A 24,693-nucleotide genomic window follows, 5' to 3' on the forward strand; every position below is an offset into this window, starting at 1 on the left:
TCGCGGCGCGAAGAGCGCCGCGCGGAGCGGACTTTTTGGGGCGTTAGCCCCGGAAAGCACTGAGCGGAGCGATAGTCTGAGGCCGCGGAGGCGGCCGCCGGCACTTGAGGCCGAAAGAAAACCAGGGCCATTGCTTCAAGCGATGGCCCTGCGCCAGCGTTGCGGCCGGCGCGGCAAGTGATAGCGTGCCGGCCGCGGGCGCCCCTGCTTCGGGCGCACCGGTCGGAGGAGACGCGCGCATGTCCCAAGGCAAAAGTCTCGGGCACCTCGGTGCGACGTTGATCGGCGCGATGCTGCTCGGTGTTCCGGCCCTGGCCCAGTCTCCGCGTCCGGCCGCGCCCCCCACGGCGCCCCTGAGATCGGCGACTGCACCGGTCGCGAAGACCTTTGTGCGCGAGGCGCTGGCGAGTGCGGGCGTCCGGTTGGAGACCGCGCTCAAGAGCGAAGCGCCTCCCGGCGCCAAGACCGCCGCGCAATGGCGGCGCGAGGCGGAGGTCGCCGCCCAGAGCGAGGGTGGGGAGCCCGACGCCGAGCTCAACGCCCGCGCCGCCGCCGTCGCGGCCGACCCGAATGATGCTCGGAATTGGCTCGACTACGCCAGCGCGGCGAATGCGGCGGGCAACGACGAGGAGCGCGCCGACTATTCCGCCCGGTTCAAGCTGAAGGGCCGCGCGAGCGCCGCCGCCTATCAGGGCTACCTGCGCGCCAAAAACCCTGCGGACGAGGCCCGCGCCCTGGCCCGGCTCGGCGAGATCCAGGCGGCCCAGTCCGAGTGGCGGTCCGCGCTGGAAGCCTACCGCGCGAGCCTCGCGATCCGGGACGAGGCGCAGACCCGCGCGGCCTACGAGAAGCTACGCGAGGAGCACGGCTTCCGCATCCTCGACTACAAGGTCGATTCGGACGCCGCCGCGCCGCGGGTCTGCTTCACCTTCTCGGAAAGTCTCGTCCCGAAGACCGACTACGCGCCCTACATCGCCGTCTCGGGTGCCGCCAACGCCGCCGCCACGGCCGAAGGCTCCCAGGTCTGCGTCGATGGGCTCAGGCATTCCGAGCGCTACGCCTTCGTCGTGCGCCAGGGCCTGCCCTCCTCGGTCGGCGAGAATCTGCTGAAATCGGCCGATTACGAGGTCTACGTTCGCGACCGCTCGCCCCAGGTGCGCTTCACCGGCCGCAACTACGTCCTGCCGCGTACCGGTCAGGCCGGCGTGCCGCTGGTCTCGGTCAACGCCGACAAGCTCGATGTCGAGGTGCTGCGCATCGGCGACCGCGGCCTGCTGCCCGCGCTCCGCTCGGAAGACTTCCTGAGCCAGCTCAGCGGCTCGACGGCCAAAACCATCGCCGACCAAAAGGGCCAGCGGGTCTGGAAGGGCACGCTCGACACCGCCAAGGCCGAGACCAACCGCGAGGCGGTCACCGCCTTCCCCGTACTCCAGGCGGTCGGCAAGCTGGAGCCCGGCCTCTACCTGATGCTGGCCAAGCCCACCGGCACCACCGATTCGTCGGAGGACGAGTACGGCGGCTACGAGACCCAGGCGACGCAGTGGTTCGTCGTCTCCGATCTCGGGCTCACCGCCTTCAAGGGCCGCGACGGCGTCCACGTCTTCGCCCGCTCGCTCGCCAGCGCCAAGACCGTGTCCGGCGCCGAGATCCGGCTCGTCGCCCGCAACAACGACGTGCTCGCGACCGCCAAGACCGACGGCCAGGGCCACGCCGCCTTCCCCGCCGGCCTCGCCCGCGGCGAGGGTGGGCTGGCGCCTGGCCTCGTGGTGGCGCAGGTCGGTGACGATTACGGCTTCCTCGATCTGGCGCTCGGCGCCTTCGATCTCTCCGACCGCGGCGTGAAGGGCCGCCCGGCCCCCGGCGGCGCGGAGGCCTACGTCTTCCCCGAGCGCGGCGTCTACCGCTCGGGCGAGACGGTGCAGCTCACCGCGCTTCTTCGCGATCCCCAGGGGGCGGCGGTGGCCGGCCTGCCGCTGACCCTGGTGGTGAAGCGGCCCGACGGCGTCGAGTATCGCCGCGCGGCCGTCGCCGACGAGGGACTCGGCGGACGCTCGCTCGCCCTGCCGCTGATGGCGGGCGCGATGCACGGCACGTGGCGGGTCTCGGCCTATACCGATCCGAAGGCGCCGCCGGTCGGCGAGGCGAGCTGGCTCGTCGAGGATTACGTCCCCGAGCGGCTGGAGGTGAGCCTCACCCCGAAGACGCCGACGCTGACGCGGGGTGAAGCCGCGACGATCGATGTCGCCGCACGCTACCTCTACGGCGCGCCGGGCTCGGGGCTCGACGTCTCGGGCTCGGTCGCGGTTCAGGCGGCGGCCAATTCCGGCATCAAGGGGTTGGAGGGCTTCTCCATCGGCCTCGACGACGAGGCGGTGGAGGCGACGACCGCCGAGATCGACGCCAAGGCCACCACCGACGCGCTGGGCAAGGCCACCATCACCGTGCCGGTGCAGGAGGTGGCCGCCCCCCGCGCGCTGGAGGCCAAGATCACCCTCGCCGTCGGCGAACCCGGCGGCCGGGCGCTGAGCCGCAGCGTGACCCTGCCGATCCTGCCGGCCCAGCCTGTGCTGGCGATCCGCAAGAATTTTGGCGGCGATCTGGCCGAGAACGCGACCGCCACTTTCGACGTCGCCATGGCCGCGCCCGACGGCCGGCGTCTGACACAGGACGGCGTGACCTGGACGCTGTCGAAGGTGGATCGGACCTACCAATGGTACCGCGCCGACGGGCGCTGGAGCTTCGAGCCGGTCAAATCCAGCCGCCGCATCGCCGACGGGCGCGTGGCGATCGGGGCGGAGGCGCCTGCGCGCATCGCCGTGCCGGTGGGCTTCGGCCAGTACCGGCTGGAGGCGAGCGTGCCGGGCCAGCCGCAGGCGGCGGCGAGCGTGTCCTTCACCGTCGGCTGGGGCGGCTCCGAGAGCGCCGACGTGCCCGATCTCCTCGACCTCACCCTCGACAAGAGCGCCTATGCGGCCGGCGAGCGGCTGCGCGCCCGGCTCACACCGAAATTCGCCGGCACCGCGACGCTCGCCATCGTCAGCGACCGGGTGCACGAGATCCAGGACGTGACGGTCGCGGAGGGCGGCACCAGTGTCGACATTCCGGTCAAGGCGGAATGGGGCGCGGGCGCCTACCTCGTCGCTACCGCCTACCGGCCGCTCGACCAGGCGGCCAAGCGGATGCCGGGCCGGGCGCTCGGCGTCGCTTGGTTCTCCGTCGATAAGGAGAAGCGCGGCCTCTCCGTCGCGATCGAGGCGCCGGAGAAGGTGCGCCCCCGCGGCACGCTCACCGTGCCCGTGAAGCTCGCCGGCCTCGCTCCCGGCGAGGAGGCGCGGGTGACGCTGGCGGCGGTCGATGTCGGCATCCTCAACCTGACCCGCTACGAAGCGCCGAACCCGTTCGGCTACTTCTTCGGCCAGAAGGCGCTCGGCCCCGAGATCCGCGATCTCTGGGGCTACCTGATCGACGGCATGCAGGGCACGCTCGGCGCGATCCGCTCCGGCGGCGACGGCGGCGTGGCGGAACTTGCCGACGCCCCGCCGACCCAGGCGCCGCTCGCGCTTTATTCCGGCGTGGTCACGGTCGGCGCCGACGGCACGGCCAGGATTCCGCTGGAACTGCCCGCCTTCAACGGCACCGCCCGGCTGATGGCGACCGCCTGGACCAAGGCCAGGGTGGGCCAAGCCCAGGCCGATGTGATCGTGCGCGACCCCGTGGTGCTCACCGGCACCCTGCCGCGCTTCCTCAATGTCGGCGACCGCTCGCGCTTCTTCGTCGCCCTCGACAATGTCGAGGGGGCAGCCGGCGACTACACGGTCGATCTCGACCTCACCGGTCCCGTCGTGGTGGCGGGCGAGGCGGTGCGCTCCACGATGCGGCTAGAGGCCGGCGCCAAGGGGCAGCTCGTGATCCCGATCACCGCCGCCGGCCCCGGCACGGCCCGGCTCGACCTGAGCCTCACCGGCCCCGGCATCCAGGGCAGCGCCGGCCAGTCCTTCGCGCTCGGGATCAATCCCGGCACCGGCGCGCTGGTCCGCCGCAATGTGCGCCCGCTGGAGCCCGGCGCCGGCCTCGACCTGACGCCGGATCTGCTCGCCGACATCCTGCCCGGCACCGGGGCGGTCTCCGTCTCGGCCAACCGCCTCGGCGGCATCGACGTCGCCGCCCTGCTGCAATCGCTCGACCGCTACCCCTATGGCTGCTCCGAGCAGATCGTCAGCCGGGCGATGCCGCTGCTCTACGTCAACGCGCTCGCGGCGACGGAAAAGCTCGGCCTCGACGGAAAGCTCGACGAGCGGGTGCGCGGGGCGATCGAACGGGTGCTGGCGCGCCAGGATTCGAGCGGGGCCTTCGGCGCGTGGTCCACGGAGAATGCCGGCGACACGTGGCTGGCCGCCTACGTCACCGACTTCCTCACCCGCGCCCGCGAGCGGGGATTCGCCGTACCGCAGACCGCCTTCAACAGCGCGCTCGACCGCCTGCGCAACACGGTGGCCAACACCACCAATGTCGAGAATGGCGGCATGGATCTGGCCTACGCGGCCTACGTGCTCGCCCGCAACGGCCGGCCGGTGATGGGGGATCTGCGCTACCTCGCCGACACCAAGCTCACCGATTTCGCCACGCCCTTGGGCCGCGGGCAGCTCGCCGCCGCGCTGGCCCTCCTCGGTGATCGCGGCCGGGCGCAAAAAGGCTTCGAGGCGGCGGTGCAGGCGCTCCAGGCCGAGCGCGATCGGGGCACCTATCGCGCCGATTACGGATCGCGCCTGCGCGACGGCGCTGCTCTGCTGGCGCTCTCGGCCGAAGCCGGGTTTGCTCAAGCGACGCTGCAACCGGTCGCCGCCGTGCTCGGCCAAGAGCGGGCGGACGGCCGCTCGACCAGCACCCAGGAGAACGCCTGGATGGTGCTGGCAGCCCAAAGCCTCGCCAAGGAATCCGACAGCCTCGCGCTCACCGTCGACGGAAAGACCGAGACCGGACCGCTCTCGCGGCTCTACCGGGCGCCCGCCTTGGAGGCGCGGCCGGTGCGGATCGTCAATGCCGGCCGCGAGGTAGTGCCGGTTGCGATCGGTGTCCAGGGCAATCCGATCGCCCCGGAGCCGGCGGCCTCGCAGGGCTTCACGGTCGAGCGCAACGTCTACCGGCTCGACGGCAGCCCGGTGGATCTGGCCAAGCCGCTCCGCCAGAACGACCGCCTCGTCGTGGTGCTGAAAGTGACCGAGGCCAAGGCCAGCGCCGGGCGCCTGCTGCTGGTCGATCGCCTGCCCGCCGGCTTGGAGATCGACAACCCGAAGCTCCTCGACGCCGACGCGCTCTCGAGCCTCAGCTTCGCCAAGAGCGAGGTCGCGCCGGTCCATACCGAGTTCCGCGACGACCGGTTCGTGGCCGCCTATGACCGCACGCCGGAGCAATCCGCCTTCTTCTCGGCGGCCTACACCGTGCGCGTGGTCTCGCCCGGCAGCTACGTGCATCCGGGCGCAAGCGTCGAGGATATGTACCGCCCCGAGCGGTTCGGGCGCACCGCGTTCGGATCGGTCGAGGTGACCGCGGCGAAGTAGGGGTATGAGCACCGACGCCGCCTGCCCTCCCCCCTCTGCGGGGGAGGGTGGCCCGCGAAGCGGGTCGGGAGAGGGGAACGCCCTCTCCGGACACGTCGCCCCCTCTCCCGCCTGCTCCGCAGGCACCCTCCCCCGCAGAGGGGGGAGGGTTCTTCTCTCTCTTATCTTCACCCTTGCGCTTCTGCTGGCCGGCGCCCTGTGGCGCTACGCCACGACGCTCCCGCCCCTCGACCTGACCCAGGCCTCGCTCCGCTCCACCGTTATCCTCGACCGCAAAGGCCAGTTGCTGCGCCCCTTCGCCACCGCCGACGGGCGCTGGCGCCTGCCCGTCACCGCGGACGCGATCGATCCGCGATACCTCGCCATGCTCAAGGCCTATGAGGACCGCCGCTTCGACAGCCATCCCGGCCTCGATCCTGCGGCGACGCTCCGCGCCGCGTGGCAATGGCTCGCCCATGGAAAAATCGTGTCGGGCGGCTCGACGCTGTCGATGCAGGTGGCCCGCCTCGTCGAGCCGCGGGCCGAGCGCTCGCTCCCCGCAAAGCTCCGGCAGATGGTCCGTGCGGTCGCGCTGGAGCGGACCCTCGGCAAATCCGGTGTGCTCGACCTCTACCTCGCGCTCGCCCCCTATGGCGGCCCGGTCGAGGGCGTGCGGGCGGCGAGTCTCGCCTATTTCGGCCGCGAGCCGGCCCGGCTGTCGTTTGCCGAGAGCGCGCTCCTCGTCGCCCTGCCGCAATCACCGGAGGCGCGCCGGCCCGACCGCTTCGCCGCCAATGCGCGGCGCGCCCGCGACCGGGTGCTCGACATCGCCGCCGAGCGCGGCGTGCTGACCGCCGCCGAAGCGCAGGCCGCCAAGGCGGAGCCGGTGCCGGTTGCGCGAAAACAATTCCCGATGCTCGCGGCCCATGCCGCCGAGCAGGCCCACGCCGCCGACCCGGACGCGCGGGTGCAGCACCTGACGCTCGACGCGCGCCTCCAGGCGAGCCTCGAGGCGCTGGCAACGGAGCGCGCGACCGCCGCCGGCCCGGCGCTCTCCGCCGCGATCCTCGCCATCGACAACCGAACCGGCGCGGTGCTCGCCCATGTCGGCAGCGCCGGCTATCTCGACGCCGCCCGCGCCGGTGCCGTCGATGCCACGCAGGCGGTGCGCTCGCCGGGCTCGGCGCTCAAGCCCTTCATCTACGCGCTCGCCTTCGAGGACGGGCTCGCCCATCCCGAAACGCTCCTCGACGACCGCCCGGCGCGCTTTTCCGCGAGCTACGCCCCGGAAAACTTCGACATGGGGTTTCGCGGCACGGTCACGGCGCGGGTCGCGCTCCAGCAATCTTTGAACCTGCCCGCGGTCGAGCTTCTGGACGCTGTCGGCGCCGCCCGCTTCGTCGCGCGGCTGCGGGGCGCCGGCGCGACGATCCTGCTGCCGCGCGACACGGCACCGGGCCTGCCCGTGGCGCTCGGCGGGCTCGGCATCACGCTCACCGACCTCGCCCGACTCTATGCGGGGCTCGCGCGATCCGGCACCGTGCCGGCGCTGGCCCGGCGCCTCGATGGAACGCCGGCCGCGCCCGAGCCGGAGCGGCGGGTCGCCGATCCGGTGGCCGCCTGGTACGTCGCCGACATCCTGCGCGGCGCCCCACCGCCGGAGAACGCCCTGCCCGGCCGGATCAGCTTCAAGACCGGCACCTCCTACGGCTACCGCGACGCCTGGGCGGTGGGCTTCGATGCCCGCGTCACGATTGCTGTCTGGATCGGCCGCCCCGACGGCGCCTCGGTGCCGGGGCTCGTCGGGCGCAGCCACGCCGCCCCGATCCTGTTTGACGCCTTCGCCCGGTTCGGCGGCGAGCCGGAAGCCCTGCCCCGGCCCCGCGACGCCCTCGTCGCCACCACCGCCGCCCTGCCCCCACCGCTGCGCCACATCCGCCGCGACGCCCCGAAAACCTTCGCCGCGACGCTCGGCGTGCCGCTCAAGATCGCCTACCCGCCGGACGGTGCCCGGGTCGATCTCGGCCTTGGTGAGGGCGCGCAGGCCCGCCTTGCCCTCAAGGCCCTGGGCGGCCAGCCGCCGCTGACCTGGATGGTCGACGGCCTGCCGGTGGCCGAGGCAATGCGCCGGCAATCGGAGTGGAGCCCGGAGGGCGCCGGTTTCGCCCGGATCTCGGTGATGGATGCGGCAGGCGCGAGCGACAGCGTGGTGGTGCGGCTGGAATAGCCCCTCGCCCGCCGCCGTGCGATGGCACACGTGACTCCGGTGCCTCAGACTTTAGCTCACCCCGCGCGAGGCAACGTCCTCCCCCATCAGGGCCGAAGTCCGGGACGGCCCGGCTCATGAACCGCATGAGGCTGCCGTGGCCTGGATCGTTCTCGTCTTCGCCGGTTTGCTGGAGGTCGTCTGGGCCTTCGCGATGAAGCAGTCGGAGGGGTTCTCTCGCCTCTGGCCCAGCGTCATCACCCTCGTCACCATGGGCCTGAGCTTCGCCTGCCTCGCCTGGGCGATGCGCAGCCTGCCGCTCGGCACCGCCTACACGATCTGGACCGGCATCGGCGCGGTCGGCGCCTTCATTGTCGGCATCGCCTTCCTCGGTGAGGCGATGAACGCCACCCGCATTCTGGCGGCGGTGCTGATCGTCAGCGGCCTCGTGCTGATGAAGCTGTCGAGCACCGCCTGACGGCTCAGGCCGTCCCCTCCCCGCAGCCAGGGAACACCGCGAACACATCCTCGCGCACCCGGTCGAGGAGGCGGCGGTAGGCCGGCTCACAGGCCATGCCGGCGGTGATGCGCCCGTACTGCGCGCCCTCGGCCAGCGCCCCGCGCTCCGGCACCAGGGCGAGCGGGGTCGCCGCCGGAGTGAGCTGCGTGCCGCGGCCGGAGAACAGGGTCGTCAGGATGCCGAACATCTCGCCCTGGATCGTCGGGCGGCCGAGCACGGCGAGCCGGTACTGCCCCTGGAAGTTGGTGACGAGGTAGATCTGGCCCGATTGGTTCGGCACCGAAACGGTGCCGGATTGCGCGAACGGCGCGTCGAGCCGCTCGGCTTCGCGGAAGACGAGCCGGGCGCTGTCCGCGTCCCAGGCAATCTCGGTGCGGTAGGCGAAGATCGCCCCCGCTTGCCCGAAGGAGGGGCGGAGCGTCAGGTAGCGCCCGGTCAGGAAGGCCACCGCCTCGCGGGTATAGGAGCCGAACTCCTCCGGCGCGTGGCGGGCCTTTTCCGGGGCCGCGACCGGCGGCGCGGGGGCCTGTATCCTCAGGGGAAGGCCGAGCGCCTCTTCCAGGCGCAGGGTGGTGGCCAGCGTGAAGGGCCGGCGGCCGGAGAGCGCCTTCTCAAGGGTCGAGATGCTGATGCGGGCGGCGTCCGCGAGCGCCTGCCGGGACATCCGGCGGCGGGCCAGCGCCTCGCGCACGGCGTCCGCGATGGCGCGGCTCTGCCCGGCGGGCAGTTCGGTCTCGGGGTGATCGGCCTCGATCAGCGACATCGCGTGCGGTTCCGGACGGATCCGCACAGAACCGCACAGAGGAGGGAAGCGTCAAGGCTCGGCAGTTTCGTCGAGCACCGCCTCCACCAGCAACCGTTCCGGCCCCGGCGTCACCGCGTCGAGCGGCCAGCAGGTGGCGAGCACGAGGTGGCGGCCCGGCGCCTGCGGATCGAGGCCGGAGGCGTCCCAGCGCGCGACCCGGCGCCCGGTGACGCGGAAGCGGACGGTGACTCGATCGCGGCGCTCCACCGTGATCGCGTCCCCGACCGCAAGGCGGCCGAGGCTGCGGAACTGGGTGTCGCGGTGGGCGGCGTAGACCGCAATTCCCGGTTCGCCCGCCTCCGGCGTGCCCTCGACATGGCCGGGCCCGAAGGCCAGCGCCTGCCCGCTCGAGCCGGCAAGCACCACGTAGCGCTCGCCGAGCCGGGGGAAGCCGATGCGGGCGACCGGAACCGTGTCGGCCCAGGGCCAGGGGCGGGCGGGCACGCCCTCGGCCAGGGTGCGGGTGAAGGCGCGCTCCAGAAGCACCTGTGCCAGAGCCGCCTTGGCCGGAATCCAGGCCGCCTGCGCCAGCAGAACCAAACCGGCCGCGACGAGCAGGAGGGCTGGAAGGGCGGCAAAGCCCTTCCGACCCGAGCGCCGCGATGCGGCGCCCTGTTGTGCGTGCCCGCTCACGCTGCGAGCCGACGGCGGGAGAGGACGAGACCGAGCGCCAGCAGCAGCGCTCCGAGCCATGCGCGGATCTCGAAATCCGTGGCGGTCTGCGGCAGCGCCACGGCTTGCGCGGCCGCGATCTGCGTAGCCGGGGCCGCGGCGCGGCGCGGCGGCGGGGGAAGCTGCGGCGCCTCATCCTGCGTGCCGAACACCGTCTCGAAGTCCCAGCCGGCCGGCAGGTTGAGCGGCAACTCGGTGCTGGCGAGGCGCATCCCGGCCGGCCGGCGCGGGGTGGCGTCCACCGCCACCAGCGAGGTCAGCCGCGTCGTCAGCCCGTAGTCGAGCGCCAGCCGCAGGATCGCCGCGTCGGCCGCCTCCGCCGTGAGCCCGCCTGTCAGCCGCGCGGTCTCGGCCTCTGCGATCTTCGCCCGCGCCCAGAGCTTGCCGATGCCGGTCCCGTCCTGCGCCGCATCGAGGTGCAGCTGCGTCTGCCAGGGTTGTCCGCCGATCCGGCCGGTGAGGGTCAGGGTGCCGCGGGCCTGCCCCATCCGGGCCGAGAGGGTGAGCGGCTCGCCGCGGTAGAGGTCGGGCAGGCGGGCGGGTGTCACATCGATGCCGGGCTCGGAGAAGGTCGCGGTCAGGTCGGTGACGGCGGGGCTTTCCAGCTTCACCAACAGGGCGCGCATCCGCTCGGTCACCTGATCGGGCGTGTCGATCTGGGTGAAGCTACCGCGACCGAGTTCGGCGGCGTGGCGCATCAGGTAACCGTTCGGGGCCGAGCCGATGCCGACCATGAACAGCCGCGAGCGCCCGCGCTCCGTGGCGATGGCCGAGAAGATCTGCGCCTCGTTGCCGATGGCACCGTCGGTGAGGAACACGACTTGGCGCAAACGCCCCGTCTCCTCCGGCGTCGCGTCCCGCAGGGCGGCCTGGAGCGGCGCCAGCATCTCCGTGCCGCCGCTCGCCTGGAGCCCGGCCACGAAGCTTTTGGCCCGCATCAGATGGCCCGCGTCGGCGGGCACCAGATCGGGAAACAGCGTGTCGAAGCTGTGATCGAAGCGGATCACGTTGAAGCGGTCGCCCGCGCCCAGCCGGTCGAGGCCGATCAGCAGGCTCGCCTTGGCCTGCCGCATCGAGGCGCCGCCCATGGAGCCGGAATTATCGATGACGAACACCACGTCGCGGGGCACGGATGCGGCCGGGCTGGCGGTTTCCGGCGGGGTCACCACGGCAAGCACCGCCTCAGCCCCCGCCACCCGCTCGCGAAACAGACCGATCGAGGGCGCCTCGCCGGGGGCCGCATTCCAGGTCAGCTCGAAATCGCGGTCGGCGGCGGTGGCGCCGTCGGCAAGCGTGATGCGGCGCTCGCTCGCGGACCGCTCCTCGATACGGACCGCATGGGTGGCGCTGCGCACCTGGCCCAGGGTGAAGCCGGCCTTGAGATCGATGGTGAGCGTCAGCGGTTTGATCGGCGCGTGGCGGGCCGGGTCGAGCACCGGGGCCGCGATCTTCTCGCGATCCGGGACGGGATCGGCGGCGCCCCGCTCGACGACGGCCTTCACCGCCGGGGGAGCGGGGCTGTAGCGCGGGGCGGCGACGGTCGGCAGGCGCAAGGCATAGGTGCCGGCGGAGGACCGCACGGGCTGCTGGTACGCGATCTGCACCAGCACCGTCTCGCCGGGGCCGATATTGGCGACCGCGTTGGTGAACAGGTTGGGCCGCTGCTGCTCGGTGAGCGCGGCGGCCTTGCCCTCGGCCTTTGCCGCCTCGTAGACGCGCCGCGCCGCCGCGCGCTCGCGGATATCGGCGACGATGACCCGGTCGCCGACCACGAGCTTCATCGTATCGACCGCCGCATCCTCCGGCAGCGGGAACAGGTAGGTGCCCTCGACCCACTCACTCGTCGTGTTGCGGAAGGCCTGGGTGATCGTCGCCCGTGCGGTCGGACCGCTCACGGTGATCGCGGCGTCCGCCTTGAGGCGGGGCGCCTCGACGGGCGCGCCGCCCTCGAAGCGCAGCAGCAGCGTGCCGCTGCCGTCCTGCACCCTCGAATCCTGCGCTCTTGAATCCTGCGCTCTTGCCGGCGTGATGCCGGCAATGAGGGCGAGCAGGAGGGCGATCAGCGGCCCGAGCAGAAGGTTGCGCGGCAGGCCCGGAGCCGGGTGCGCGAGCGGTGAGCGGGAATGCGGGGGCAGAGGAAGCGGGGAGTGGGGAAGCGAGAGCATGGAAGCCTCCATCGGCGGATGCCGGCCCGGTGGCCGGTTCCTGCCAAGGCTCCTTCAGCGGACGCTGCGCCGCCACGGGACGCTTCGCCAACCTTCGGCCCCGCTCCGCACCCGAGCGGCCCGCGATGTCCGGAAAGCGGCGCCATTGCCCGCTTATGGTGACGCTTCGTCCGGATCAGTGCGGAGATCGGGCGCGGCGTCGCGGCCCGCTTCCCGCGGCGCGCGAACCGCCTACATCGGGGCGATGTCCCGCTCGACCCCGCCTGCCACCACCCGCATCGTCTGCATCCGCCACGGCGAATCGACGTTCAACGCGCATCACGAGGCGACGGGGCGCGACCCCGGCCATATCGATGCGCGCCTGTCCGAGCGCGGCCACGCCCAGGTTGCGGCGGCCCGCGCGGCTCTGCGCGCGATTCCCTTCGAACTCGTCGTCACCTCGCCGCTGACCCGGGCGCTCCAGACCACCGCCGGGATCTTCTCCGATCACCCGGCACGGCCCGATGTGCTGGTCGAGGTGCTCCACCGTGAATGCCAGGAGAGCAGTTGCGACATCGGTCGGGCGGCCTCAGTGCTGGCGCAGGAATTTCCGGCCTTCCAAGTCGGCCATCTTCCCGAAACGTGGTGGTACGCGGACGGCGAGGCCGGGCCCGACGGCTGGCATGTCGAGCCGCGGACGCTGTTCGACCAGCGCGTCTCGGGGTTTCGCGACTGGTTGCGGGCGCGGCCGGAGCGGACCATCGGGGTCGTCGGCCACTGCACCTTCTTCTACCATCTGACCGGGCGCTGGCTCGCCAACTGCGAGGCGCTCGACGTCGACCTCACGGCGGAGCCGCGCCCGCGCGCCTATGGCTGAACTTTTGCCCGCGCCGCTTCCAGGCGTTCGCGGGCGGAGGGCAGGTCGATCTCCGGGGCCTGCCGGCCGATCCGAAGCGCCGCGTCGAGGAGGCCGAGCGCGATCGGCCACGCTCCATCTGCGAAGGGGGCCGCCCCCTCGGCCACCTCGGCGGCGCTGCGCGGGTCGTCGAAGGCGCGCAAAGCCGCCGTGGCGGTGCGCGACACGGCGGAGGCGCGGGCGCCCGCGATCCAGGCGTGACGGCCGGCAGCGGCGTGGGACAGCGCGCCGCCCTGCATCTCGGCCGCACGGAGCGCAACCCTGGCCGCGCCTGCGTCGGAGGCCGTCTCGCAGCGTGCGGCGAGCGCCGGCAATCCGGCGGCGTCGAGCAGCGGCGGCAGTATGCGGCGGGCGCTCTCGAGCGCCAGGAAGGCGGTGCGGGCAGCCTCGACCGCGGGCGCATCCGCCGAGCCGGACAGCCGCAGCACGAACGCCATCAGCCCCTGCCGCTCGGCCTCCGGCATGGCATCGTTGAGGCCGAGCGCGTAGGCCGCCAGGGGTCGCGAGAAGCAGGGCGGACAATCCTCACTCGCGGTGATCGCCCGGTAGGGCAGCCCCGCCGCCACCATCGCCGCCTCGTTGATGCAGGTGCCCCCGTCCGGTCCGGGGAAAGCGTGCGAGCCCTTCAAAAGCCGCCAGTTGAGGAGGGGCGCGAAGGCGTCGAGGGCGTGGTGGTCGCTCAAGCAGGGCTCCTCCCGATCCGAGAGAAGCTTGCACAGCTTCGAGGGACTTGGCGAGAGGTCTGTCAGAAGCATCGTCCCGAAAGCCGGCGGCCGCCTTTCGGGACGATGCTCTAGCCACCCAGGCCGTAGGCTAAACCCGACAGCATGGCAAGCCCGAGCACCAGCACGACCGCTCCTGCCAACAATTCGAGCCCGCCGACCGCCAGCGCGCCGGCCTGCCTGCGCCCGCCCGCGAGGCGCAGCGCCAGGGCCTTGGCGAACACCGCGAGGCTCGCGAGCGCCCCGGTGGTGATCGCGGTGCCGAGCGCCATGGCGAAGGTCGCGGCGATGCCGGCGGCGAGCAGGCCTTGCGCGGCGCAGAACACGAGGATCAGCACCGCCCCGGCGCAGGGGCGCGAGCCGGCGGCGAGCACCACGCCCGCCCGCTCGCGCCAGCCGCCGAGCCGGTCGAGGGCGGCGGCATCGGTCAGGTGGGTATGGCCGCAGCCGGGGCCGCACGCCTCCGGCGGCGCGTCGGTGGCAAGGCCGGCAAGCCGCCCGGCCTTGCGCCACGTCACCGCGGCACCGAGCCCCGCCACGAGGGCGAAGCTCACGGTCTCGATCAGGGTGCCGGCCCGCGTCATTCCGGCGGCGGTCGTGTTGAGGACGAGGATACCGACCAGCACGATGGCGATGGCCACGAGAGCCTGGAGCAAGGCCGCCGCCGCGCTCAGGGCGAAGCCGCGCCGCAGCGTGCGCTCCCCCGCCACGATGTAGCCGGCGATCACCGCCTTGCCGTGGCCGGGCCCGGCGGCGTGGAACACGCCGTAGGCGAAGCCCATCACGATCAGCGGCATCCAGGGGCCGCCCGCCTTCAGCGCCGTCACCGCCGCGCGGAGGTGGCTGGAGAAATTGGACTGGACCGCGAGCAGCCAGCCGCCGAGCCCGGTCGTCGCGGGCGCGGCCTCGCGGAAACCGATGCCGAAGGGCGAGCGTGGCGGCGGCGCGGCAACGGGGCCGAGCGCCCAGGCGATGCCGGCGAGGAGGCTGGCGGCCGCCAGCACCGCCCCGGCGGCAAGCGCCAGCCGCAGCGGCCACCGGCTGGCCGCCACGCCCGCGGGGCGCAGGGCGGCGGTCAGGGACATGCGACGATGGCCCGGTTGGCGAATTGCTCGCCGTAATTCGAGGCGGCGGTCAGCGCCTCGAACATCGCCTCGGTCATCGACTGGCCGGCGGAGGCCACCGTGGGTTCGGTGTTCTTCGCCCGCGTCACCGTCATGCTGCAGCCGGGGGCAGCGCCGGCGAGGCGCAGCCCGTCGGCGCCCTCGGCGAGGCTGAAGGCGATGAAGTAGGTCGGGTCGTAGACCTCGACCGCCGCGACGCCCTTGCCCTGGGCGGCGGGGGTCTTCAGCGGCAGCAGGAAGCTCAAGGTGAGCTTGCCGCCCTCCATGGCCATCCGCGCCTCCTGCGGCTCGGCGAAGGCTTGCTCCTTGCCGGCCACCTTGAGCTTCGTGAAGTAGGCGAACTCGGCGAGGTTGCCGGCATGCTCCTTGGCCGAGCCCTGAAGCTCCTCGGGCGAGACCTTGCCGTCACCGTTGGCGTCGAGACCCTGCGTCAGGAAAGCGGTGTATTCGGGGTCGAAGGTCCAGGCATGGCGGATGCCGGTGACGCGGCCCGCCTCGTAGGCGAGTTCGGCCTTGGCTGTGATCCAGACATGGGGGTGTGCCCAGGCCGGGCTCACGATCGCAAGTCCGGCAACGAGGCCGAGCGTGGCGGCCAGGGCGCGATATCTGAGAGAGGCGGCGATCGGCATGGCGCTCGGGGGAGGCTCGCGGCAGGTCGGGGCGGTGACGACGATGCGCCGGACCCTGCCCGTCCGATCGGGCGAAAGCAGGGCGCCGGGGCGCCTCCGCCGATCCCCGTGCGCTTATGGCCGCTTGAGCAGCGCCTCGACCTCGGCTTCCTCCGCCTTGGACAGATCCGCGACCCGTGTCGGCGGGCGACGGCGCGACAGGCGCCAGATGCCGAAGGCGCCGAGACCCACCGCGAGCAGCGGGCTCAGCCAGAGCAGCAGCGTGTGCCAGCCGAAGACCGGGCGCAGCAGCACGAATTCGCCGTAGCGGGCCACGACGTAATCGATGACCTGACCGTTGCTGTCGCCCTCTTTGAGCCGCTCGCGCACCAGCACGCGCAGATCCTTAGCGAGCGGCGCGTCGGAATCGTCGATCGACTGGTTCTGGCAGACGAGGCAGCGCAGGCCTTCCGAGATATGCCGCGCCCGCGCCTCCATGGCGGGGTCCTTCAGCACCTCGTTCGGCTGCACCGCGAGCGCAGGAAGTGCGGCGAGGCTTAAGCCGAGCGCGGCGATCGTGGAGCGAAAGCGGGTCATTCGGCAGGCACCGCGGAGGGCGGCAGCTTGGCGCGCGCCTTGACCGGGGCGCCGACACGCATGCGCCGGTCGGTAAGCGAGAGGCCGCCGCCGGCCGCCATGATGAGCGAACCGATCCAGATCAGCAGCACCAGCGGCTTGTAGTAGAGCCGCATGCCGATCGAGCCGTCGGGCATCACTTCGCCGAGGCTGGCGTAGATCTGGCTGACGCCGACCGTCTTCAGGCCGGACTCCGTCACCGTCATCCGGCGGGAGGGATAGAAGCGCTTGCCGGTCTCGGCGGTGCCGACATAGTCGCCCGCGCGGTTGCGCAGCGTCAGGAAGGCGGTGGTCTCCTCGTAGTTCTCACCCTTGGTCGGGCCGATGCGGTCGAGGGTGGCGACGTAGGGGCCGGAGGCGACCTGACCACCCGGCCGGATCGTCGCGAGCCCTTCCGTCGCCCAGCCCTGCCCGGCGATGCCGAGCACGACGACGCCGACGCCGGCATGGGCCAGAGCCGTGCCCCAGGCCGAGCGCGGCAGGCCGATCGCCCGGCGCCACGTCGTGCCGAGATCGCGCGTCCGGTTGTGGCCGTAGCCGCGGGCGCGCGCCCAGATCTCAAGGACGGAGCCGATGATGAGGTAGGCGCCGAAGCCGAGGCCGACCGGTGCCATCACCGGACCGCCCCAGGCCCAGGCCGCCGCGCCGAGGGCGACGACGAGGGCCACCGCGAAGGCCGCCAGCAGACGCTGCGCGGCGGCTGCGGCATCGCCCCGCTTCCACGCGAGCGCCTGCCCGAACGGCACGATCACGAGGAGCGGCAGCGCCAGGGGGATGAAGGTCCAGTTGAAGAAGGGCGGGCCGACCGAGATCTTTTCGCCCGTCAGCATCTCCAGCAGCAGCGGATAGAGCGTGCCGACGAACACCGTGGCGCAGGCCGCGACCAGGAACAGGTTGTTCATCACCAGCGCGCCCTCGCGGGAGATCGGCGCGAACAGGCCGCCCTGGCGCAGGCTCGGCGCCCGCCACGCGAACAGGCTCAGCGCGCCGCCGATGAACAGCGCGAGGATCGCGAGGATGAACACGCCGCGGCTCGGATCGGAGGCGAAGCTGTGCACCGAGGTGAGCAGGCCGGAGCGGACGATGAAGGTGCCGACCAGCGAGAGCGAGAAGGTGAGGATGGCGAGCAGGACCGTCCAGACCTTGAGCGCGTCGCGCTTCTCCATGACGACGATGGAGTGCAGCAGCGCCGTGCCGGCGATCCAGGGCATCAGCGAGGCATTCTCGACCGGGTCCCAGAACCACCAGCCGCCCCAGCCGAGTTCGTAATAGGCCCAGTACGAGCCCATCGCGATGCCGAGCGTCAGGAAGCTCCAGGCGATCAGGGCCCAGGGCCGCACCGCCCGCGCCCAGACGGCATCGATGCGCCCCTCGATCAGGGCGGCGACGGCGAAGGCGAAGGTGACGGAAAAGCCGACATAGCCGAGGTAGAGCAGCGGCGGATGGATCGCGAGGCCGAAATCCTGCAGCAGCGGGTTGAGGTCGTTGCCCTCCAGGGGCGCCGGGGCGACGCGGGCGAACGGGTTCGAGGTCGTGATGATGAACAGCACGAACACGAAGGTGACGCTCGCCTGCACCATCAGCGTGTTGGTGCGCAGCACCGGCGGCACGGAGGTCTTGGCGGTGGCGACCCAGGCTCCGAACAAAGCGAGGATGAGCACCCAGAGGAGCATCGAGCCCTCATGGTTCCCCCACACGCCGGAGATCTTGTAGATCAAGGGCTTGGCGGTGTGCGAGTTCTCGACGACGTTCTGGACCGAGAAGTCCGACGTCACGTGCGCGTAGGTCAGCGCGCAGAAGGCGAACAGGATGCAGGCGAAGGTGCCGAGCGCGGCGGGCCCCGCCACCTCGCGCAAAGCCGCGTCGCCCGAGCGGGCGGCCCAGGCGGGCATCACAGCTTGCACCAGGGAGAGCGCCAGCGCGAGCGCCAGAGCGTAATGGCCAATCTCGACGATCACCGACAGTCCCCTCGCGCGGTTTCGGTTCGGACGGTCATGGAATCTTTCACCGCTCGCTGCGCTGGCCCAGGGTGGCGTCGGCCGTTTCCGGCTTCGCCCCGTCCTTCGGAGCCGCCTTAGAAGCGTCCTTGGGGGCTTCCTTGCCCCCGCCTTCCTGCCAGCGTCCCTGCGCCTTGAGGGCGTCGGCGACCTCGCGGGGCATGTAGTTCTCGTCGTGCTTGGCCAGCACCGTATCGGCCCGGAACACGCCGCCGACATCGAGCGTGCCCTCGGCGACGATGCCCTGGCCCTCGCGGAACAGGTCGGGCAGCAGGCCGCGATACTGCACCGGCACCGTGGCGTTGGTGTCGGTCACCGCGAACTCGACGTTCTGGTCGGGCCCGCGCTTCACCGAGCCGTCCTTGACGAGGCCACCGAGGCGGAAGCGGGTGCCCGGCGCGACGCCCTGCGCCGCCACCTCCGCGGGGAGCGGAAGAACACGATCGATCCGCTCATCGCCGACAGGATCAGCCCGAGCGCCAGCGCCAGCACGGCGCCGCAGGCGGCGATGAGGATCAGGCGGCGGCTCTTGCGGGTCAAAACGGTTCCGTCCCGGTTCGTCGGCTTCTTCTCGTTCCTTCAGGCTGGCGAAGGCCTGACGGCGGTGCGACGTCTGCTGAGGATCAAGAGACGGGTTTCGGCCCGCCCGCCCCCGGGGTCAAGGTTGAACGGGCGGGACCGATTGTCAGGGGCCGCCTTCCGCTACGGTTGCGCGGGCGTCAGACCGAGTTCCTTGCCGAGCGCGTCGAGGCGTTCGACCGCTTTCGGGTTGGCGGCGAGCGCCATCCTGGCCCGGTCGAGGGCTTGGGCTGCGGCGGCCCGGTCGCCGATCACACCGTAGGAGCGCACGAGCCGCATCCACTCGTCGGCGCTGCCGCCCTTGGCGGCGAGCCGCCGGTCGAGGCTGGCGACCATGCCGCGGATCGCCGCTTCTCGCTCGGCTGGCGGCATCGCCCGGATCGCGTTGGCGGCCGTGTCGGGCTCGGCCGCATTCCGCTCACCGGGCTTTTCGCTGTTCTCTGCCTTCGGCGGGGGCGTCCCGGCCCCGGCGAGGCCGAGTTCATGGGCCTGCGCATCGAAACGCGCCTGGGCTTCCTTATCGTCGGGAAACGCCTTGCGCCCGCGCTCCAGGGCATCGAGCGCCTTGTCGCGCTCGCCGAGGACCGCGTGGGAGCGCACGAGGCGCAGCCACTCGTCGGCGCTGCCGCCCTGCTTGGCCAAGCGCCGTTCCAGCCCCTCGACCATGCCGCGGATCGCGTCGATCCGTTCGGAGGGCGGCAGCGCCTGGATGTTGCTGCCCGGCCCGGCCACCGGCGCCTCGGACATCGCTCCGTCCTTGGCGCCGTCCTTGGCTCGATCCCGAGCGCCCTCCCCGGCCTCCCTTCCGGCCTCCCCTGCGGCCTTCGGCGCGGCCAGGGTCTCGCCCTTCAGCCGGGCGAGGTTGTCGCGCACCGTCGGCAACCAGGGGGCATCCGCGGGGGCGGAGGCCGCCATCGCCTCCAGCCGCCGCACGGCGCCGGCCACATCGCCGGACTGCTCGTCGCCGCGGGCGAGATAGAACTGGGGCTTGGCCGCCTTCGGATCGGCGGTGAGCGCCCGGCCCAGCACCTTGCGCGCCTCCGGCGAGACGGTGCCGTCGGCCGCCGCGACCAGGGCCTCGCCCCAATCCGACAGCGCCTGGGCGTCCTCGCCCTTGAGGCGGACGAGCGCCGCGTAGGCACGGGCCGCGTCGTCGAACCGCCCGAGCCGCATATAGACCGGCCCGAGCACGCTCCAGCCGCGGACGTCGTCCGGGTGGTTGGCGAGCCGCGCCTCGATCTGGCCGATGGCGGTCATCAGATCCTGCGCCCCGGCCCGCGTCGCCTTGCGGTCCGCGTCGGTCTGCGACGGGAGATTCGGAGAGCCGTAGAGGCCGTAGACAACGAGCGCGACCAGCGGGATCGTGGACAGCGCGAAGGCGGAAGCCGCCCGGCGCTGGCGCAGATGCGGCTCGGCGATCGGCGCGGCGCCCGACCCGTCCGCCCGCTCCTCGCGGCTCGCCCGCAGCAGCCGGCGCGCCGCCTCGGCGCGCGCGGCCTCGGCCTCCGCCGGGGCGATGAGGCCACGGCCGAGATCGCGCTCGATCTCGGCGAGTTGGTCTTCGTAGAAGCCGGTCTCGGTGGCGAGCCCGTCGCCGCCCTCCGCCTCCGGACCGACCCCTTGCCGGCGGCGGCGCGACATCGGCCAAAGCAGCGCGAACACGGCTGCGCCGGTCATGGCCGCCAGGATGAACCAGATCGCCGTCATCAGACCCAAAGTTTTTAAGCTCGGCCCCGTGTAGAGCCCGAGCGGGGCCCGCACGACATCGCTTCCGGGTGACACGTCGTCACGCGCGAGGGAAGCATGGCCATAGCACAGGCCTGCCGGTGCGTAACCTTCGCAAGGCCCGCCGCTCAGCGTTGTCCGCCCCCCGCGGGCGCGTCGCCCGGCACCTCGATCACCGCGCGCAAGCCCCCGAGCGCGGCGGCCTCCAAGCGGAAGCGGCCGCGATAGAGCGCGGCCAGATCCGCGACGATCGACAGGCCGAGCCCGGAACCGGGCTTGGTCTCGTCGAGACGCTGGCCTCGCTTGAGCACCGCCGCGCGGTCCTCCTCGGGCAGACCCGGCCCGTCATCCTCCACCGCCACGAGGAGGTGGGGATAATCGTGCTCGGCCGTCGGCGCGGCGGAGATCGAGACCCGGCCCGTCGCCCATTTCGAGGCGTTGTCGACGAGGTTGCCGATCATCTCCTCGAAATCCTGCTTCTCGCCGCGGAAGCGCAGACCCGGCGGGACATGGACCTCGTAGGCGATGTCCTTGTCGCGATAGATCTTGCCGAAGGTGCGCACGAGGCCGGCCAGCGCCGGCTCGACCTCCGTCGAGGTGCCGAGCGTGCCCGCAAGCGCGGCGGCGCGGGCACGGTCGAGGTGGTAGTTCACCTGATCGCGCATCACCGCCGCCTGCTCGCGGATCTTCTCCGACAATTCCGGCGGGGCGTCGCTGCCGCTGGCCTCGTTGACGATGATCGAGAGCGGGGTCTTCAACGCGTGGGCGAGGTTGCCGACCTGGGTGCGGGCCCGCTCCAGGATCTCGCGATTGGTCTCGATGAGCAGATTGATCTCGCCCGCGAGGGGCGCGATGTCGCGCGGATACTCGCCGTCGATCCGGTCGGCCTCGCCGCGGCGGATCGAGCCGAGCGCCGTGCGCAGCTTGCGCAAGGGGGCGAGGCCGAAGCGGATCTGCAGCAGCGCGGTCGCCGCGAGCGAGAAGCCGAGCAGGCCGAAGGTCATGAACAGCGAGAAGCGGAAGCGCTCGACGTCGTTGACGATCTCGTCCGCCGGCCCGGCCACCCGCACGGTGTAGCGCCCGTCGGCTCCGACATCGACGTCGCGCTCGACGATGCGCAGGCTGCGGTCGTCCTGCCCCGGCCGTAGCCCTGGCGGATCTGGCCGACGGTCGCGGTGCCGGCCTGATCGGGCCCTTTCAGCGGCACGCCGACGAGCGAGCGCGAGGTGCGCAGGTCCCGCGGCTTCGCATCGGGTCGCCCGACCTGCCAGTACCAGCCCGACAGTGGCAGGTCGAAGCGTGGATCGCCGAGCGAGAAGGAGCGCGTCTCGGGGTCGCTCGGCGAGACGAGATCGGTGGCGAGGTTGTTGGCGAAGACGAGCAGGCGGCTGTCGAAGGCGCGCTCGGTGTTCTCGCGGTAGAGCGTGGTGAGGATGAAGGCCGCGATGACGAGGATCGCGGTGCTCGACAGGAACGAGGAGACCGCGAGCCGCACCGCGATGGAGCGGCGGCGCAAGGGGAGCCAAGCGAGGCGGTCGGTCATAAATCCTGGCTCGAATCTCGGCTCGCTCGCAACTTTGCGGGCATGTACATCATGCGCACCGGCTTTCTACACTGCCTGCCAGCGAGGCGCTTATGGCCCTGCACATCGGCGCTGCGGAAACGGACCGCATCGTCCGCCTCCTGGCCGAGCGGAAGGGTGTTCCGCTCACGGAAGCCGTCAAGCTCGCTGTCCGCAACGAGTTGGAGCGGGAGGAGCGCCGCCCTGGCTTGTGGGAGCGGCTGAAAACTTTGCACGAGCGCGTGGCCGCGCGGCCCGCCTCACTGTGGGCGACGGCTTCGCCTACGCGGTCGCGCAGAATCACGGCGTGCCGCTCCTCTACAAGGGCGCGGATTTCGCGTTCACCGATCTCGGCGGCCCATAGGGTCTCACGCCCGCCCCGGCGGCTGGTTCGGATCAATCAGGTAGCCCAGCCCCCGTACCGTCTGGATCAGGTCCACGGCGAGCTTCTTCCTCAGACGCCCGACGAACACCTCGATGGTGTTGGAGTCGCGGTCGAAATCCTGGTCGTAGAGGTGCTCGGTCAGCTCGGCGCGGGAGACGACGCGGCCGGTGTGGTGCATCAGGTAGGAGAGCAGCCGGTATTCGTGGCTCGTCAGCTTGATCGGGGCGCCGTCCACGAAGACGCGACCCGAGCGGGTGTCCAGGGTGACGGGGCCGCAGGCGATCTGACTCGACGCGTGGCCCGCCGCGCGGCGCAAGATCGCGCGGACGCGGGCCATCAGCTCCTCCATGTGGAAAGGCTTGGTGACGTAGTCGTCGGCGCCCGCATCGAAGCCGTCCACCTTGTCGGACCAGCGGTCGCGGGCAGTGAGGATGATGACGGGGGTCTTCACCCCGGCCCGGCGCCAGTTCTGGAGCACGGTGACGCCGTCGGCCTTGGGCAGGCCCATGTCGAGAATGATGGCGTCGTAGGGCTCGTTCTCGCCGAGATAGCCGCCCTCCTCGCCATCGAAGGCCTTGTCGGCGACGTAGCCGGCCTCTTCCAACGCGGCCACGACCTGCCGGTTGATGTCACGGTCATCCTCGACCACGAGCAGACGCACGGTCGGTTACTCCTCATCCCGGCGGCGCACCGCCACGCTTACCAATGCCCGCTCACCTGTCCCGATTGGGCATCGACCATGACGTGCATGAAATGCCCATCACGACGCAAGGCCGTCAGCAGGTAGACGAGCCCCGCTTCGTGCCGGCACAGGCTGGCGCGCTGGATTTCGGCCCGCGGAACGATCTGGCGCGCCGCGCGGATCGCGGCGATGGGCGGCACGACACGCTTTTCGGCCACCGCCTCGCGCAGATCGGCCGGCGACAGGCAATCGTCGCCGCGATTCAGCGGCGCTCGCTGCGCCGGGACGGGCGCCAGGGCACCGGTTTCCTCGGCGAGCGGGCCGACCGCCCCCGCCGCGAGGACCGCGGCGGTCGAGACGACGATCAACAGGGCGAAAGCTTGGCGCATCGAGGGTGACTGTCGCGCCAGCGCACTGAATGCGCCCTGAATGTTTGCGAGCGCGGGCGCACTCGGTGGGGAAGCAGCCGGAGATGATGTCTTGCGTTCGAGGGCCATGTCCGGGTCGGCGATGTTGCCGGGGACAAGGCGGGATCGCCGCCGCGGTTCCGTGGGCATGACTGCGCACGCCTCACGCCGCCCCCTCTCCGCCGGCGTGCCGGCGGCGGTCACCGCACACCCGCAGGGTCAGGCTCGCCAGATCACCGCTGTCGATGGCATCGAGGGCGGCCCGGCGCAGCGTGATCAGGGAGCGTTCGAAGCCGTGGCGCGCCGCGTCCAGGCGACCGGCGGCGGCACGGGACCGGCTTCGGCGCGAGGCCTGCGAGCCGGTTCCATCCGCGACGGCGGCAGCAGGAGCGGAAGCGGAATGGGCAGGCATGGAAGACTTCCTTATTACCGGGTCAGAGATTCGGCCGGTGCTGCAACTCGCCGATGCGCCGGAGGAGATCCTCGAACCGCTCCCGCGCGCGCTCGTCGCTGCGCGCGACGGCCCCGGCGGTCTCGCCCGTGAGCCGGACCAGATCCTCCAGCACGCGGGTGCGGCTCTCCAGGGCGGCGGCCACCGCCGCGTTGGTCTGCGAGGCGCGCTCCAGTGCCGCGGCCGTGGCGCCCGTCTCGGTGATGCGGGCTTCCACCACGCGCAGGCCGTCTCGGTAGAGGTGGAGGCAGGCCAGCCCCAGCAGCACCGCGACGATCCAGCCGGCGCCCCCGTCGGCGAAGAGGAGGCGCGCGGCTTCCGCTGCGATCTTGTCCATTGCAACGCCTCCCGGATTCTCGGCTCCGGTCTTGCGCAATACCGGACGATCAGACGGCCTTGCGGGTCTCGCGCGCGGACCCTTGCCCCAGGGCGTGTTGAAGTGCGGGTTCGAGGGTGTTGCCCGCGGTCGCCGCGGCCTCCAGGGGCAGGGACCGGAACACCTTCTCCGCAACCCCCTCGCGGCCGCCCGCCGCCCGGATCAGCCAGGCCGGCGCCTGATCGAGCGCCCGTTGCACGGCCCGCGCGATCACCGCCGAGCCGACGGAGACGGTCAGCCTGCGCCCTTGGACGGCGCCGGCCACGGCGTTCAGGGCGTAGTCGGTGGCGTTGCGCACGAGACGCTCGACCAGCGCGTCGGTGACGAGGAGGCGCAGGGGACCGCCGAACCGCGCAAGCACTGCCGCGAACGCGGCGACGAGCACCGGCGTGAGCAGCGCGGACAAGCCCTGGGCGAGCGCCACGACGGCGTCGCCCCAGGGCAGGACCAGCGCAGCGGCGTCGACGGCGGGGAGCGCGGTTGCGTGCGCGGGCGCGCAGCAGCCGAGCAGGAGGAGCGGCGGCAGGACGGGTCTGAAGAGGAAGACCCTGGCCATGGTTCGGGCAAAACCTCGAACGAAGGCCTTGTTGGGCGTCACCTTGGTCGGCGTCATGGCAGCGATCCTTTTAGGGTGCGGAGG

At 72.0% G+C, this 24,693-nt stretch carries 19 protein-coding genes and 3 pseudogenes; 6 read left to right on the plus strand and 16 right to left on the minus strand.

The features are described 5' to 3' along the window. Positions 1–239 precede the first annotated feature (239 nt). The 3 genes from MSPGM_RS06810 to sugE all read left to right on the plus strand — a co-directional run bounded on the left by MSPGM_RS06810 (position 240) and on the right by sugE (position 8,221). Positions 240–5,558: an alpha-2-macroglobulin family protein gene (locus MSPGM_RS06810; protein ID WP_012752440.1), complete on the plus strand. Its 5,319-nt coding sequence runs from the start codon at positions 240–242 to the stop codon at positions 5,556–5,558. 4 nt (positions 5,559–5,562) lie between these two features. Further along, positions 5,563–7,764, plus strand: a complete 2,202-nt coding sequence (gene pbpC, locus MSPGM_RS06815; protein ID WP_012752441.1) for a penicillin-binding protein 1C — start codon at positions 5,563–5,565, stop codon at positions 7,762–7,764. 136 nt (positions 7,765–7,900) lie between these two features. Further along, a complete protein-coding gene (gene sugE / locus MSPGM_RS06820) occupies positions 7,901–8,221 on the plus strand; it encodes a quaternary ammonium compound efflux SMR transporter SugE (RefSeq protein WP_003607143.1) in 321 nt (106 codons plus the stop codon). Positions 8,222–8,225: 4 nt separating this feature from the next. Here the strand turns inward: sugE and MSPGM_RS06825 are convergent, their stop codons facing one another. From MSPGM_RS06825 to MSPGM_RS06835, 3 genes are read right to left on the minus strand one after another with little or no spacing between them, the layout of a single operon-like run. Beyond that, positions 8,226–9,026, minus strand: a complete 801-nt coding sequence (locus tag MSPGM_RS06825; protein ID WP_003607142.1) for a helix-turn-helix domain-containing protein — start codon at positions 9,024–9,026, stop codon at positions 8,226–8,228. 51 nt (positions 9,027–9,077) lie between these two features. Continuing rightward, positions 9,078–9,701: a class GN sortase gene (locus tag MSPGM_RS06830; protein WP_003607141.1), complete on the minus strand. Its 624-nt coding sequence runs from the start codon at positions 9,699–9,701 to the stop codon at positions 9,078–9,080. Continuing rightward, on the minus strand, positions 9,698–11,905 hold the full coding sequence (locus MSPGM_RS06835; protein ID WP_012752442.1) for a marine proteobacterial sortase target protein: 2,208 nt from the start codon (positions 11,903–11,905) through the stop codon (positions 9,698–9,700). Before MSPGM_RS06835 ends, MSPGM_RS06830 begins: the two co-directional genes overlap by 4 nt. Positions 11,906–12,149: 244 nt before the next feature. Between MSPGM_RS06835 and MSPGM_RS06840 the strand changes: the two genes are divergently transcribed. Further along, positions 12,150–12,761 (plus strand): histidine phosphatase family protein, encoded by a 612-nt coding sequence (locus tag MSPGM_RS06840; protein ID WP_003607082.1) that lies wholly within the window; start codon positions 12,150–12,152, stop codon positions 12,759–12,761. Here MSPGM_RS06840 and MSPGM_RS06845 read toward each other — a convergent pair. From MSPGM_RS06845 to MSPGM_RS06880, 8 genes and pseudogenes are all read right to left on the minus strand, one after another. Then, entirely contained in the window at positions 12,752–13,483 is a 732-nt protein-coding gene (locus tag MSPGM_RS06845; RefSeq protein WP_012752444.1) for a hypothetical protein, read from the minus strand. The genes MSPGM_RS06840 and MSPGM_RS06845 overlap by 10 nt on opposite strands. A gap of 110 nt (positions 13,484–13,593) precedes the next feature. Beyond that, the gene (locus MSPGM_RS06850; RefSeq protein WP_261926232.1) at positions 13,594–14,607 is read right to left on the minus strand and encodes a nickel/cobalt transporter; all 1,014 of its coding nucleotides are present in this window, start codon (positions 14,605–14,607) and stop codon (positions 13,594–13,596) included. After that, positions 14,598–15,275 carry a DUF1007 family protein gene (locus MSPGM_RS06855; protein WP_003606395.1) on the minus strand — a complete coding sequence of 226 codons (678 nt, stop codon included), beginning with the start codon at positions 15,273–15,275 and terminating at the stop codon, positions 14,598–14,600. Before MSPGM_RS06855 ends, MSPGM_RS06850 begins: the two co-directional genes overlap by 10 nt. A gap of 114 nt (positions 15,276–15,389) precedes the next feature. After that, positions 15,390–15,851 (minus strand): cytochrome c-type biogenesis protein CcmH, encoded by a 462-nt coding sequence (locus tag MSPGM_RS06860; RefSeq protein WP_003606393.1) that lies wholly within the window; start codon positions 15,849–15,851, stop codon positions 15,390–15,392. Next, positions 15,848–17,848: a heme lyase CcmF/NrfE family subunit gene (locus tag MSPGM_RS06865; RefSeq protein ID WP_003606390.1), complete on the minus strand. Its 2,001-nt coding sequence runs from the start codon at positions 17,846–17,848 to the stop codon at positions 15,848–15,850. Before MSPGM_RS06865 ends, MSPGM_RS06860 begins: the two co-directional genes overlap by 4 nt. Positions 17,849–17,894: 46 nt before the next feature. Beyond that, a pseudogene (ccmE, locus tag MSPGM_RS06870) lies at positions 17,895–18,427 on the minus strand (cytochrome c maturation protein CcmE). A 162-nt stretch (positions 18,428–18,589) separates the two neighbouring features. Beyond that, positions 18,590–20,173: a c-type cytochrome biogenesis protein CcmI gene (ccmI, locus tag MSPGM_RS06875; protein WP_012752446.1), complete on the minus strand. Its 1,584-nt coding sequence runs from the start codon at positions 20,171–20,173 to the stop codon at positions 18,590–18,592. A 146-nt stretch (positions 20,174–20,319) separates the two neighbouring features. Then, positions 20,320–21,734 (minus strand): annotated as a pseudogene (locus MSPGM_RS06880) (ATP-binding protein). Positions 21,735–21,826: 92 nt separating this feature from the next. Here MSPGM_RS06880 and MSPGM_RS06885 point away from each other — a divergent pair. Continuing rightward, a pseudogene (locus tag MSPGM_RS06885) lies at positions 21,827–21,952 on the plus strand (type II toxin-antitoxin system VapB family antitoxin); the annotation flags it as partial. A gap of 11 nt (positions 21,953–21,963) precedes the next feature. Beyond that, positions 21,964–22,116, plus strand: a complete 153-nt coding sequence (locus MSPGM_RS06890) for a type II toxin-antitoxin system VapC family toxin (RefSeq protein ID WP_244426878.1) — start codon at positions 21,964–21,966, stop codon at positions 22,114–22,116. A 4-nt stretch (positions 22,117–22,120) separates the two neighbouring features. Here the strand turns inward: MSPGM_RS06890 and MSPGM_RS06895 are convergent, their stop codons facing one another. The 5 genes from MSPGM_RS06895 to MSPGM_RS06915 form a co-directional block, all read right to left on the minus strand. Further along, positions 22,121–22,798: a response regulator transcription factor gene (locus tag MSPGM_RS06895; protein WP_003606557.1), complete on the minus strand. Its 678-nt coding sequence runs from the start codon at positions 22,796–22,798 to the stop codon at positions 22,121–22,123. Between the two features lie 38 nt (positions 22,799–22,836). Beyond that, positions 22,837–23,208 carry a PepSY domain-containing protein gene (locus MSPGM_RS06900; RefSeq protein ID WP_012752448.1) on the minus strand — a complete coding sequence of 124 codons (372 nt, stop codon included), beginning with the start codon at positions 23,206–23,208 and terminating at the stop codon, positions 22,837–22,839. Positions 23,209–23,389: 181 nt separating this feature from the next. Then, positions 23,390–23,638, minus strand: a complete 249-nt coding sequence (locus tag MSPGM_RS06905) for a hypothetical protein (protein WP_003606559.1) — start codon at positions 23,636–23,638, stop codon at positions 23,390–23,392. Positions 23,639–23,660: 22 nt separating this feature from the next. After that, positions 23,661–24,014: a hypothetical protein gene (locus MSPGM_RS06910; RefSeq protein ID WP_003606560.1), complete on the minus strand. Its 354-nt coding sequence runs from the start codon at positions 24,012–24,014 to the stop codon at positions 23,661–23,663. A 49-nt stretch (positions 24,015–24,063) separates the two neighbouring features. Further along, positions 24,064–24,666, minus strand: a complete 603-nt coding sequence (locus MSPGM_RS06915) for a hypothetical protein (protein ID WP_003606562.1) — start codon at positions 24,664–24,666, stop codon at positions 24,064–24,066. Positions 24,667–24,693 lie beyond the last annotated feature (27 nt).

Source organism: Methylorubrum sp. GM97, assembly GCF_024347855.1.
In the GTDB taxonomy this organism is placed as follows: domain Bacteria; phylum Pseudomonadota; class Alphaproteobacteria; order Rhizobiales; family Beijerinckiaceae; genus Methylobacterium; species Methylobacterium extorquens.